This is a genomic window from Nostoc sp. (assembly GCF_036917395.1).
Taxonomy (GTDB): Bacteria; Cyanobacteriota; Cyanobacteriia; order Cyanobacteriales; family Nostocaceae; genus Nostoc.
The window spans coordinates 43,809-57,513 of sequence record NZ_JBALDI010000085.1 but is presented as its reverse complement, the minus strand read 5'-3'; the positions used below and the strand labels follow the sequence as shown (position 1 = coordinate 57,513).

Below are 13,705 nucleotides of genomic sequence, written 5' to 3'. Positions count from 1 at the left end.
GAATTGCTGGACTTGGAGGCGATCGCAAATGGTACGGACACCATCAAAAAATATAACTTTGGCAGAGTTTCTAATGTTACCAGAAACGAAGCCCGCTAGTGAATACATCGATGGAAAAATTATTGAGAAACCTATGGCACAGGGAGAACATAGCACTATTCAAGGTGAACTGATTATTTTTATTAATGCTGTCTTGAAACCTCGAAAAGCGGCACGAGCATATCCAGAACTGCGGTGTACATTTGGTGGCAGATCAATTGTCCCGGATGTAGCAGTATTTACTTGGGATAGAATACCTCGAAAAGAAAATGGCAGGGTAGCAAATTTATTTTCAGCAGCTCCCGATTGGACTATTGAGATTCTATCACCTGACCAAAGACAAACGAAAGTTACAAAAAATATTTTACATTGCCTGAATTATGAAACACAAATGGGTTGGCTGATTGATCCAGAAGAACAAACGGTATTTGTGTACATCCGCAATCAACAGCCAATTATGTTGGATGAACTAGAAGCTTTACTCCCTGTGCCAGATTTTGCAAGTGAGTTGAGGCTGACAGTAAAAGATTTATTCGGTTGGTTGTTAGAGTAAATCCAAGCATGTCAAAGCCTGACGAACAGAATAAGCAAATAGACCAAGTGCAACAGATTTTCTGGGTAGGAATCGGTTGTAAACGGGGAACCTCATGGCAATTGATTGATCGGGCAATTGAGCAAGTCTTTCAAGAAAATCAACTTTTTCAAAGTGCGATCGCAGGAATTGCTACTATTGACACTAAAGCTTCAGAAGTTGGCTTAGTACAACTTTGTCGCCTACGCAATTTGCCGCTAAAAACCTTTTCTACGGAAATCCTTCGCTCTGTCTGTGTCCCCAACCCTGCCACAATTACCGACCACAAAGTAGGTACACCTAGCGTAGCAGAGGCAGCTGCTATTCTTGCGGCTGCTCAACTCACATCGTTGACTGTTTTCTCCTTTGCAAGCATAGGAGAATTGCGGGTGAGGTTCTTAGTTCCTAAACGAATTTTCCAGCTACAAGGGCAACCAGGAGCGGTAACCCTAGCTGTTGCCCAAGCTTCAAATATGAGTATTACAATTTACTAATTTTTCTAGTCAGCAACTCTCAATAAATAGTTAATTATGCTAGAAACAATTGCTAGCACAATTGAACCTAACAAAGCAGGTAAAAAGCCCTTAATCTCAAAACCATAACCAGGAGTTAGTCCACTTGCCAGCCAAAGGGTTAAGGCGTTGATTACAAATGTAAATAAACCAAAGGTGAGTAAGGTAATAGGAAATGTCAAAAGACGCAAAATTGGTCTGATAAATGCATTAACTAGCCCGATAACCAGTGCGGCCACAAGGGCTACAACAAAATTATTGACAATAAAGCCATCAACGATTTTAGAAGTGATCAATAACGCCACCGCAGTACCAAGCCAAGTTAATAAAAAGTGTTGCATAAGTTTTTTTAGAGGAATTAGCAGTAAGTTTAATTAATTTGACTATTGCCAGTTGTAATCTCTAACACCATCAAGCGTAGTTGTATCTAGCTCCTAAAGTTGCTGTACTCTCTTATCAGCTCAAAAGCAATGTAATTTTTCAGCGATCGCATAGAGAGATACTTTCAATCAAGATATCTTTATCGTATTGCAGGATGTACCACGAATTAAATTCATCAAAAATAATATGAGTAGCAAAATTCCTACAGAGGTTTCTCGACTGAGAGAAACCTCTGTACCTAAAAGAGGGTATGTAGCACTAACAAGTTCCAAAGTCATTAAGGGAACTAGCAAAATTGCACTCTAGTGGGTAGCAACTTTAATCTCAGCCTAACGTTGTTGGGGCGATCGCCGTAAAAGAACCTCCCACGTAGAGCCACCAACTACACCGTCAGCTTCTAATCCATAGCGCTTTTGTGCTGCTTTGACAGCTACTTCGGTTGTCACGCCAAAGTCTCCATCGGCATCGCCTTTCAAGAAACCAAGCTTTTTCAGTTGTTGTTGTAACTTAACAACTTCAGAACCACGTAACCCTATACGCAAAATTGGCAATCCTTCTGAGGTATATTGAACACCAGGGGTTCGGTTAGTAGTTGTGTTTGACTGAGTTTGAGTAGTTGATGTCGTGCGATTCGGCGTTTTCTGTGTCCTTGAAGTTGTAGCTTTTCTTGGGGTAGCAGGTCTTGGCTCAGGGTTGGTCACAGGTTGTGTTGCAGCTTTTCTTGGGGTAGTAGGTTTTGTAGGGCTAGTCGCAACTTGTGTTACAGCTGGTCTTGGGGGATTGGGACTAGGATTTGCAACGTTGGTGAGTTTGCTAGCCTGGGTTGGAACAGGAAAATTTGTCGCTGAGTTTAATCTTGGCTGGGATGAAGGGACGGTTGATGCTACTACCGATTCCTTAGGGAAAAGTCGTTGCCAAGTGCTGGCATCAACAACACCATCTGGATTCAAGCCAGCTGCTTGTTTAAACCGGGAAACAGCACTGGCGGTATTCTCACTATATGTACCATCTACTGCACCAGAATAAAAACCCAAAAGTTTTAGAGCTGCCTGAAGTTCAGACACACGTTCGCCTTGGCTACCAACTTTAAGGGTAGGGCGGTTGATGCTATCTCCAGGATTTACTTGGGCAATTTTTTGTGGTGCGGCTATCGATACTACAGCCGTTGAGGCAATAAGCAGAGGCGTAGTGGAGAACAAGAGTATTTCAATGGTTGATAAAGATTTAGACCTCTTTGGCCACCAACCCTTTTGCCGTTTTTCCATTCTACAGCGATTTACAGTTGGGTCTAGTAATTTTAAGTAACTCAAAATACTTGCTGTCAGGCTGCTTTGCATGGAATTTACTCCCAGAATATTCTCATGCTAATGGTACAGCCGCTTGGTCTAAAAAACAGCTGCTGCATTTTACGATGTCTCCGACGGGCTACGCCAACGCACATTTTCAGTTAGGCGATCGCTCGATTAATTGCTTCTTCTTGACCAACTAAAGACAAGTAAGGTGATTTTAAATATTTACAAGCTGCGGCGATCGCATCCTTGGCACTCACAGCCGCAATCAATTCTTGGAACTTTGTGTCAAAATCAATTCCTAAGCCCAAAATTTCATACCAGCCGTATATCTGAGCAATTTGCCCGTTCGTTTGTTTACCCAAGGCGTACTGCCCCAATATCTTATTTTTAGCAGCTTGGAGTGCGCTTTCGGATACTTCATCGCTAGACAATAAATCTACTTCTGTCCGCAGTCCCTCTAGGGCAATGCTGGTATTTTCCGGTGCTGTACCCATGTAAACCACAAAGGAGGCTGGAAATAGCCTTGTGGAGTAAAAGGCGGATACTTCGTAAGCTAAACCGCGTTTTTCCCGCAATTCGACAAACAAGCGACTAGAAAGCCCATTTCCCAGGTAGGTACACAGCAACTTCAGTGGGGCGTAGTCAACAGAACTCACTGATGTTCCCAAATAACCAAGCATCACGATTGATTGTTGTGTCTGTACTGGCTTCAGCCTTACCTGTGGTTCCACCCTAATCTCAGGTAAATTCAGTATTGGCAGTGCTTGGGCTGGCGCTTGCCAATCACCAAAGACTTCTTCTACCAATGCCACTGCATCTGTGGGTGTGACTCTACCAGCAATACTAATTACTACATTCTCTGGACGGAAATAAGTTTGGTGATACTCCACTAAATCCGCACGAGTTAAGCGGCTCATTGTGGTTTCATCTCCCAGCACTGACATAGCATAAGGATGATTTTGGTACATTACCTGCCGCATTTGTTCAAAGGCGACATTGAACGGTTGCTCTTTTTGGGAACGAATATCCTGGAGTGCTAAACGCCGTTCTAGTTCTACTTGAGTTTCGGGAAAAGTAGGCGATCGCAAAATCCGCCCTGCCAATGTTAAAATTTCCCCAAAATCAGATGTTACCGTCTTGAAAGATAGCAAAAAATAATCAGTACTGGCATCTGCACTCAAACTCGCCCCTACAGACTCGACAATTTCGGCAATTTCCAAACTAGAAAGACCATCGCATCCCTTTGTCATCACTGCTGAGAGTAAATGTGCCAACCCTGCTTGCTCCCGATTTTCGTGACAACTACCGGCCCGCACAAAGATTCGCGCCGCAATGATGTCCGCAGCAGGGTTTTCTGCCACCAGCACGACAATGCCATTGTTCAATATGGTGCGATGGATAGGCGATTTTTGCAGCAAGGTTGTCATTTGTCCTTTGTCCTTTGTCATTTGTTAATAGTTAATATTTATTACTCATTCGCAAATGACTAATAAATAAATATTAACTAACAGGGTTTAAGTACAGTAACCGCATAATTCTGCGGCGAGAGATATTGTTTAGCTAATTTTTGCAATTCTTGGGCATCAAAAGACTGAATCTGCTGGGGATATGTCACAGCTAATTCAGCTTGGGCGATGGTATTGTAATACCCATAAAGCCCTGTAAGCTGATTTGGCGTTTCAGTAGAAAACGCATACTCATTACACAGCAGCCTGCGTGTGCGGACAAGTTCCTGTTCACTAATTCCTCTAGTCTGCAAATCATCCAAATGAGCGCAAATTAAAGACTCAACTTCCTCCAGATTTTCTGGTTCTAACCAGGCAGTAATTGTAAATAAACTTGATTCCCGTTGTAAAGAAAAACTACTGCAAATTCCTTGTACTAATTGTAAATCTTCTCGCAAATCGCGCACTAAACGCGAAGTTCGCCCTTCTGCCAATAACACCGACAACAAATCTAAACCGTAGCTAGTGCGGATTTCCTCTACTCCGGGTACCAGCCACGCCATTAACAATCGCGCTTGCTCTATGCGTGGTAAACACAGTTCTTGACGGTGAATTCCTGTGATCACTGGCTTTGCTACTTTCTCAAACTGCGGACAATTAGAGCGTTCGGCAAAATCAGCAAATGAACGATTTACCATTTCCCAAGCTGGTTGCTGGGCTATACCCCCAGCAATTACTACTGTCATGTTTTCTGGCTGATAGTGGGCGCGGTGAAAACAGCGCATTGCTTCTGGTGACTGCTGCATCAGTTCTTGCTCAGTACCCAGTATCGAACGTCCGTAAGGGTGATCCGGGTAGATGCTTTGAATCAGAGTTTGGAATCCTATCCAGTCGGAATCGTCATGACAAGAGCGAATTTCCTCTAGCACCACGTCCCGTTCGCGGCTAAATTCATCTTCTGGAATTGCCGCATTGAGTAGTAGTTCTCCCAAGTAGGGCAGAGTATCTTTTAAATAAGGGACAGCTGTAGTGAGTGAATAATGAGCATAATCATAGCTTGTCGCCGCATTACTCACACCACCCCGGTTTTCAACGTTGTAATCGAACATTCCAGGAGGTAGCGTTGCCGTACCTTTAAAAATCATGTGTTCTAAAAAGTGCGCCATGCCAAACCACGGTTCTGGCTCTAGGCTGGCTCCAGCCCGCACCCAAACATCCGCTACTACTACAGGGGTAGTAGGAATCTGTTGATGAATAAACGTTAAACCACTGTCTAGTCGGAAGACCGAGGCAGGAAATAAGGTATTAGTTAGTTGTTTTAACAATTTTTTGTAGCTTTAACCACAATTTAATGCAATTGTGTCATTTTAACTCTGAACGATACCTGATTTAGAATCAAGTTATACAGATTTTATAGAATTATGCGATCGCTGTTCTCCATACTACCGAGAAATTGGAAGCGTTATCCATTAAGAGGAAAATAGTTTTACTCTACTCCTGTCCCAAAGAAGGATTAATTCTTTTTGCCATCTCAAAATAAGCGAACATACAGCTACAGGTTTCTACTTCTTTAAATTAGAGTAGTAGCCATTAAGATACTGGAATCTCAATGACAAATTCTGTTCCTTTGCCAAGCACAGAATTGCAACTCAACCGCCCATCATGGGTTTCCTCAACAATTTGACGAGCGATCGCTAATCCCAATCCTGTTCCTTTCCCAACCTCTTTAGTTGTAAACAGGTGGTCAAACATCCGCGCTTTAATCTCCTCTGGTATCCCCAGACCGTTATCTTTGATGCGAATTGTTACCGTGCGTTGGTCACTGGATACTTCGGTGTGAATCAGTATTTGCTGATGATTGGCTTGTGCTTGGGCAAAAGAAAGTCCTTCAATGGATGTATCTAAGGCATCAATTGCATTAGCGAGGATATTCATAAATACTTGATTTAGCTGTCCTAAAAAGCACTGGACAAGCGGTAAATTACCGTATTCAGTTATGACTTCAATCGCTGGACGTTTTTCGTAAGCTTTGAGGCGATACTTCAAAATCAACAGGGTACTCTCAATCCCTTCATGGAGGTTGCAAGCGACTTTTTCGGCTGTATCGGCTCTGGAGAAGGTGCAAAGACTGATGCTAATGTCTTTAATCCGATCGCTTGCCACCTTCATCGAGCCTACGAGCTTTGGTAAGTCCTCAGTCAAGAATTCTAGGTCAATTTCTTCGCGATGCTCAATGACTGCGATCGCAGGAGTAGGATGATGTTGTTGATAGTATTGGATATGGGCAAGTAAGTCTTGAGTATACTCTTGGGCATTGTTGAGGCTGCCTTGGAGAAATCCAATGGGATTATTAATTTCATGTGCCACACCTGCAACTAAATTGCCCAAGGTTGCCATTTTTTCATTTTGCACCATTTGTAGTTGGGCTTGCTTGAGTTCTTGTAGCGATCGCTCTAACTGTTGTCCATAATTCTGGGATTCTTGATAAAGACGAGCATTTTCTAGAGAGATGGCTGCTTGGGCGCATAGCAGTTGGATAACTTCAGTGCGATCGCTTGTAAATGCGCCAATCGTCAACTTATTTTCTAAATATAGTAACCCGATTAATTGGCCATGATGCAAAATCGGCGTACACAACACACTTTTGGGTTGTTGCTGCATGAAATATTGATCGGTAATAAAATCGTTTTTTGCTGTTGCATCATTCAGCACAACAGTTTTTAAGCTGTGTTTGACATAGTTTATTAATGTGATCGGAATGGTTTGGCTGCTTGAGAATGGTATAGATACCAAAGTCACCCCTTCATTGATGGTAGCTACGGCTTTAACCACTAAGTTATTCTGTTGGAGTACAAGTAGGGCAGCTTTTTTCGCTCCAGCATTTTCCATCACCACTTGCAATAGGGTAGTGAGCAATTGCTCTAATTGAATTTCACTGGAGAGAACTTGTGAGACTTTAAAAATGGTGGCAAAATCGAGAGCTTCAGAAATACTGCTGCTAGAAAGGTTTGTGTGGATGGTTTGATGTAGGAATGATGAGCCATCTATGGTTGAACTCAGTTGAAAGCGATGATCCTGCCCTTGTAAGATGGGAGCCAAGAGTTGGGGATAGCGTTTTTCTAAGTCTTCAGTTTTGGCTTTAGCACCCCAGCGGGCATAACAGTAATAAGCTTCTTGCATATAAACTTGGGCGATTTTTTCTTTGCCCCAGTCGAGGTAGAACTTGGCAGCTAGTTCATTGCTCAGGGCTTCTTCTTGGATGTATTCGTTTTCTTTAGCAAGAGAAATGGCGCGATCGTATAGTTCCATCGCTGCCATCTTTTCGCCTAAAACCCGATGGCGTTCTGCTTCTACCAAATCAAATTTGTGCTGGAAATTCATCGGTGCAAATTTGGCTTGAAACTGCAATTTTTCCTGGTTTTCGCCAACCTTCAAGAGTAATTGCTTTTGTTGAGACGGTTCAGCCGTTGGATAGACAGCAAGCCGAGATAAACAATCGTAGTAGTAGAAGACAGGCACAGATAGCATTCCTACCACACCGTTGAGGTATTGCTCTCCCAGATTTGCATTTTCAACTGCCGCAGGAAATTTCTCAAATAGATAACTGAGTATTAACTTACTTAGGAAAATTATATGAAGTGTAAATTCGTCGTTTTCTTTGAGAAGCGCAGATAATAGTTGTTCTTCTTGACAATCTTCACCAATGAGGCACTCTGGATTATTGCTATATTCGGTTAGATTTTTAATGCTTTGACAGACTATACTCGACCAATTTAATAAGCGCTGATTTTTGGCAAAATTAGACTCATAGGCTTTGATATCTGCTAGCAATATTTCCAAAAATTCTGTGCCACTTAAATAGACATAGAAGAACTTGAAAATCATCGATATAAGCACATGAAAAAAATCGCCTGTCTCTAATCCAATATTATGGGATTCCTGTAATAAACTAATTGAGGTGCGAACATGTTGTTTATTACATTGATTCAATGCAGCCACCTTAAATATAGTCATGCTTTGAACAGATTTTGCTTGAAATCTATCTACAAGCATTAAAGCTAGCTTACCAAATTCGTAGCCTGACTCCAGTTGGTTAGAAGCATTAAGTACAATTCCAAAATCTGCATAACCTGGTGCAGAAAGTGGTGCATTGCCGTATTTAAGAGATAAATTCACTTCCTCGCAAGCAAAAATTGGAAACAGATACGAGCAATCTTGGTAGATGGCGGGAGCAATGCTAGCCATAATTCGCAAAGCAACCAAAGCTTCGGTATCATCCATCAATGGCAAATTAACTAAGCCTTTAATACTTCTGCCTGCCAATCTGGAGAGCGTGTTTAATACATATTGCTGAATGTCTGAAGGTGTTACTGATTCAGGTAATGTTACCCCAAGTTGAGCGAGAAGTTCACGCCCAGTTGCGATCGCTTTGAATGGTTGATGCCGCACCTGATCAGCTTGGAGTTGAACTTCATAAACTTTTATTCTATCCAGTAAGGTGGTTGTTTGTTGGATGACAACCTGGATAAGAGATTCCATCTGCTCAAATTCATTGTTGAGAAAGGCAGCTTCGGCGGCTTCTTCGTGTAAATTTAGAGTCAGATCGTAGGCAATTTCCCAACTATTAATCATCAACAACTGCATTCCATAATTGAGGTAATGAATTGCTGCACCATAAGCAGTAGCTTCTTTCGCTTTTCGACCGGCATTCAAATTTAACTGAGCTAATTGTTGACGTTCAGTTGGCTGGCTGATTAACGCTATTCCAGAATTTAACTGACTGACAATCTCAAAAAGTCGCTCCTCTTGCTGAGACTCAGAGGTATTTTGCAAGAGTAATTGACCAATTTGAAGATGAGTCAATTGTTTCTGTTCATCTGGAATCAGTGAATAGGCAGCTTGTTGAACGCGATCATGTAAAAATTTGTAGATAGGGATTTGGAAATTATAATTGAAGGGGTTGGAGTCAGAATTATGCCCACTATCTTGAAAGAATTTATAAACTTCACTAGTAGGTAAAACTAACCCTTCTTGCAAAGCTTTCCATAAAGATGCAGCGGTTTCGGTTTCAGATTGTTCAGAAACAATTGCTAAGGTTAGCAAATCAAACTGGTTGCCAATGCACGCAGCTAATTTCAACACATTTTGCGTTTCAGGTGGCAACTTCTGCAATTGTAACGCTACGAACTCTACCACATCATCGGTGAGAGCAAGTGCCTTTACAGCAGCAATATCACATTGCCAATACCTTTGCTCAAAATTAAAAGTAATCAATCTATCTTCATACAATGCTTTAAGGAATTGCGTTGCAAAGAATGGATTACCCTGAGTTTTTTGATAGACGAGTTGCGTTAAAGGTTGGGCAATTTTGCCTGAACAACTCAAGGTATCAACTACCAATTGATTTAAACTGGCTTGAGTTAACGGAGCTAAAGTAATGCTGTGAATTGTGGCATTGGCTTTGCGAATATCCGCTAAAGTTAACATCAATGGATGCGCGGTAGAGACTTCATTATCTCGATAAGCTCCAATTAAAAGTAAAGACCCACTTCCTGACTCACTCATCAACAACTGCATCAATTTGAGTGATGCAGAATCAGCCCACTGCAAATCATCCAGGAAAATTACTAATGGATGTTCTTTTGTAGTGAATACCTGAATAAAGTTTTGGAAGAGTAAATTGAAGCGATTCTGGGCTGCACTTGGTAAAAGTTCTGTTGCAGGTAGTTGTTGACCAATAATTTGTTCTAGTTCGGGAATTACCTCAAGAATAACTTGCCCCTGATCACCCAGCACTTGTAAAATTTTATTTTTCAAACTTGACAATTGGACATCACTTTGGTTAAGCAATTGCCCCATGAAGTCTCGAAATGCCTGCACAAAAGCTGAGAAGGGAATATTACGATTAAATTGGTCAAATTTGCCTTTAATGAAGTAGCCCCGCTGCCGGACAATGGGTTTGTGAACCTCGTTAACCAAAACAGTTTTACCAATACCAGAAAAACCAGCTATTAACATTAGTTCCGTCTGATTGTTGGTAACGCGGTCAAAAGCTTTTAGCAGAGTTTCAACTTCATGCTCACGACCATAGAGTTTTTCTGGGATAATGAAGCGATCGCATACATCCCGTTGGGCAATTGGGAAACTTGCAATTTTCCCTGTTTCCTTAAATTGAGCTAAACAATTTTCTAAATCATATTTAAGCCCGAATGCACTCTGATAGCGGTCTTCGGCATTTTTCGCCATCAATTTCATCACAATATCTGAAATCACTTGCGGAATTTCTTCTTCTCCCCTGCCTCTTAATTGTTCTGGTTTTTTTGCAATATGACAATGTACTAATTCCATCGGATCGTGCGATTTAAAAGGTAATTGACCTGTTAGTAATTCGTAAAAAGTTACGCCTAGAGAATAAAAATCAGTCCGGTAGTCAATTCCCCGATTCATTCGTCCAGTTTGCTCTGGAGACAAATAAGCGAGTGTCCCTTCTAACACATTAAAACTCATCAAGATTTGAGTTTCCCGTGGTAACAGAGATGCAATACTAAAGTCAATTAACTTAACTTCTTTAGTTTCTGGATTAATTAAAACATTGGCAGGTTTAATATCTTTGTGAATGATCCGATTACGAATTAGAATATCTAATGCATTACACAAAGCGATCGCTAAAAGTAAAAACTCAATTAGAGCTTGTGATGTTCCCCCCATGCCCCCATTCTCTCCTCTGGCTTGCCACTGGTTGAGAGAAATTCCCCCAAAGTCTTCCATCACTAACGCATAGCCATTCTGATAGGGTTCCAAGCTGTAGGTTTGGATGATTCCAGGTAGATTTAAATTTTTGGCGATGGTGAATTGATTACGAAACTGTACCAATTCACTGAAGCTGGGATAAACAGTTTTCATCAGCTTAATCACCACAGATTTTTGGTCAGTTTCGCGATCAGCGCGATAAACTAAGGTTCGAGAACCGTTGTAGAGTTCTTTGCTAATGTGATATCCGGGAATGCTGATCATACGGCTTAATCCTTGAGACCTCAGTATCTAGGTTTCCCAAAAATATGGCAATATTTACTGTCAGTTCGCTCATGAAATGACAAAAGTAATACTAATTTAAATAATTAAAGCTCCCAAATTCTAATTGACTTTGGGAGCTAATAATTTTAAGTTCACCGCGACGCCGTTTTACCTAAGTTTATGACCTGGGTTTATCCAGGTGGGAACCTAAATTCCTCGTTTAAAGTTTCCGGGTACATGCCCGGTCTACTGCCACGAGAACAGTTGACTCCCTTGTCATTAAAGGCATAGATCAAAAAACTTGATGGCAGTCACCAACGTCGTAGTGCAACTCACTCATTATAGCTTTCAAAAAGATGTTGTGTGTCAACATCGAAATTTTCTGGTCAATTTATCTGGGATACCAGATAGATTCTATGGTGTGGGCGATGCGGTTGGCGATCGCAGTTGCCGATTCTCTATTTTGCTTATCCAGCAAAACGGTGACATGTCCTAACTTTCGCCCAGGACGTGATTCTGTCTTCCCATACCAATGAAGGTGCGCCTGGGGAATCTCCGCTATTTGTTGACGCTGGCTTTGGTAGTCGCTGTGAGAATTTTCATACCCCAGTAAATTCACCATCACAGCGCCAGCACACTGCAAAGCCGGATTTCCCAAAGGTAAACCACAAATGGCTCGAAGGTGCTGCTCAAACTGCGAAGTTTCGCAGGCGTCAATAGAAAAATGTCCAGAATTGTGGGTACGGGGCGCAATTTCATTTACCAGGATTTTGCCATCAGTGGTGAGAAATAGCTCAATTCCAAAAATTCCCACTACTTCTAGGCTATTTAATAGAGTATGTGCGATCGCTTGGATTTCTACTACTTGATTGGGCATAATCTCGGCTGGCGCAATCACCCGCCGACACACTTGTTGTTCTTGTTGGGTTTCTACCACTGGATAAGTGACAATTTCTCCCTCCACAGAACGAGCTGCAATTACTGCTAGTTCTCTATCAAAAGGGATAAATTCTTCTAACAAGAAAAGTGGTTGATTTAAAGTTTTTGTTGTGGTTTCATGACTTAGCTTTTGTTCTAAAATAGCAAAATCTGGAATTATGAAAGTACCCTGACCGTCATAACCGTGGCGTCGGGATTTGAGGACTGCTGGAAAACCCAGATATTCTATTTTCGATTTGAGATTTTCCACCTCGTTAAGGGCGAAAAATTGAGGAACTGGCAATCCCAAATCGCTTAAATAGCAGCGTTGATGATATTTATCTAAAAGAGGAGCCAAAGCTTCTAATCTAGGACGGAAACAAACACCTTGCTGTGCTAAAAGAGATAAAGCTTGCAGGTTAACAAATTCGTTTTCAAAGGTGATAATATCGCATTTTTGAGCTAATATCTCTGTCGCACTTGCGTCATCTACTGGGGCGAAAACAGTTTCCTGGGCAATGGACACGGCCGGGTCATCTTCACTAGGAGTTTGTATTACTAATTCTACTCCTAGCTTCTGTGCTGCATCCGCCATCATCCAGGCAAGTTGTCCGCCACCAATTACACCAACACGTTTCATTGACATCCTAGAGAATCACGAGTTTGCACGCCTGTTTTGGAATTCACACCACTGGCTTTACCGCACAATTCTTTGATTTGTGCCCTATCCAAAATTGCATCAGTAAAATCTGCACCGTCTATATTCACATCATCAAAGATGGCACGCAGCAAAAGAGCTTCTTTGAAAACTGCATCGCTCAAATCTGCCTTTGTCAAGTTTACCTGATCAACCATTGCATTAGTTAAATCCGCTCCGTGGAGATTTGCTTTTGTCATCACCGAAGCGCTCATGACTGCTCCCCGCAAGTCAGCGTTTGCAAAGTTAGCCAGTTCCATATTGGCGTTAGAAAACTCCGCAGCTTGCAAACTGTCACCAGAAAAATTACGTCTTGATAACTCTGCATTGCTAAATGACAGTGGATGAGTCCAATCTACCGCCAGTGCGGGATCAGCCACGCACCATATAATAATTCCTAGAAGGAACGCCAACCCTTGCCGCCAAAACATATCGAGAGCCAATTTGGTGTCTAATCGCTGCATTTAATTACCGCATTTGAATATTAGCAAGATATGAGTCATCCTAATTGAGACTCACAGCCTTGCTACTGGACTTGGGGGATGTGTATTTCCCTTGCTTAATATTTTGTAACGCAAAAAGGACATAGGCATAGCCCATCGTAGACATCGCTGCTCACCTTGAGCAAAATTATCCCTGGCACTCAATATATCAAGAAAGTTATTACTAAATACTGATGTGAATGACTAAATAGCAGTTGCTTTTCACACCAGGTAAGTTTGAGCATAACCTATCTCTGTTGCTTAAGGTAAAAATTGAAATTCCTAATTCTAAAGGAATGGTTTAGCTCTAGAAAGCGATGTCTAGGAGGGACTATGCCTACACTCGTTGATTTG

The 13,705-nt window shown here is 41.7% G+C and carries 9 protein-coding genes and 1 other RNA gene; 2 read left to right on the top strand and 8 right to left on the bottom strand.

Features of this window, described 5'->3' with window-relative positions:
• The first annotated feature begins 28 nt into the window (after positions 1–28).
• Positions 29–592, top strand: coding sequence for a Uma2 family endonuclease (locus tag V7K46_RS30070; RefSeq protein ID WP_335119796.1), 564 nt, complete (start codon positions 29–31; stop codon positions 590–592).
• An 8-nt stretch (positions 593–600) separates the two neighbouring features.
• On the top strand, positions 601–1,104 hold the full coding sequence (locus V7K46_RS30065; protein ID WP_335119794.1) for a cobalamin biosynthesis protein: 504 nt from the start codon (positions 601–603) through the stop codon (positions 1,102–1,104).
• A gap of 5 nt (positions 1,105–1,109) precedes the next feature.
• Here the strand turns inward: V7K46_RS30065 and V7K46_RS30060 are convergent, their stop codons facing one another.
• From V7K46_RS30060 to V7K46_RS30025, 8 genes are all read right to left on the bottom strand, one after another.
• Positions 1,110–1,463 carry a phage holin family protein gene (locus V7K46_RS30060; RefSeq protein WP_335119792.1) on the bottom strand — a complete coding sequence of 118 codons (354 nt, stop codon included), beginning with the start codon at positions 1,461–1,463 and terminating at the stop codon, positions 1,110–1,112.
• Positions 1,464–1,832: 369 nt separating this feature from the next.
• Positions 1,833–2,840, bottom strand: a complete 1,008-nt coding sequence (locus tag V7K46_RS30055) for a peptidoglycan-binding domain-containing protein (RefSeq protein ID WP_335119790.1) — start codon at positions 2,838–2,840, stop codon at positions 1,833–1,835.
• Between the two features lie 110 nt (positions 2,841–2,950).
• Entirely contained in the window at positions 2,951–4,222 is a 1,272-nt protein-coding gene (locus tag V7K46_RS30050; RefSeq protein WP_335120011.1) for a M16 family metallopeptidase, read from the bottom strand.
• Between the two features lie 77 nt (positions 4,223–4,299).
• Positions 4,300–5,565 (bottom strand): M16 family metallopeptidase, encoded by a 1,266-nt coding sequence (locus V7K46_RS30045; RefSeq protein ID WP_335119788.1) that lies wholly within the window; start codon positions 5,563–5,565, stop codon positions 4,300–4,302.
• 265 nt (positions 5,566–5,830) lie between these two features.
• Positions 5,831–11,254: a trifunctional serine/threonine-protein kinase/ATP-binding protein/sensor histidine kinase gene (locus tag V7K46_RS30040; RefSeq protein ID WP_335119786.1), complete on the bottom strand. Its 5,424-nt coding sequence runs from the start codon at positions 11,252–11,254 to the stop codon at positions 5,831–5,833.
• 148 nt (positions 11,255–11,402) lie between these two features.
• Positions 11,403–11,586, bottom strand: a non-coding RNA gene (gene ssrS, locus V7K46_RS30035) — 6S RNA.
• Between the two features lie 59 nt (positions 11,587–11,645).
• The gene (locus V7K46_RS30030) at positions 11,646–12,812 is read right to left on the bottom strand and encodes a 5-(carboxyamino)imidazole ribonucleotide synthase (RefSeq protein WP_335120009.1); all 1,167 of its coding nucleotides are present in this window, start codon (positions 12,810–12,812) and stop codon (positions 11,646–11,648) included.
• Positions 12,809–13,300 (bottom strand): pentapeptide repeat-containing protein, encoded by a 492-nt coding sequence (locus tag V7K46_RS30025; RefSeq protein WP_335120007.1) that lies wholly within the window; start codon positions 13,298–13,300, stop codon positions 12,809–12,811. Before V7K46_RS30025 ends, V7K46_RS30030 begins: the two co-directional genes overlap by 4 nt.
• Positions 13,301–13,705: the final 405 nt, after the last annotated feature.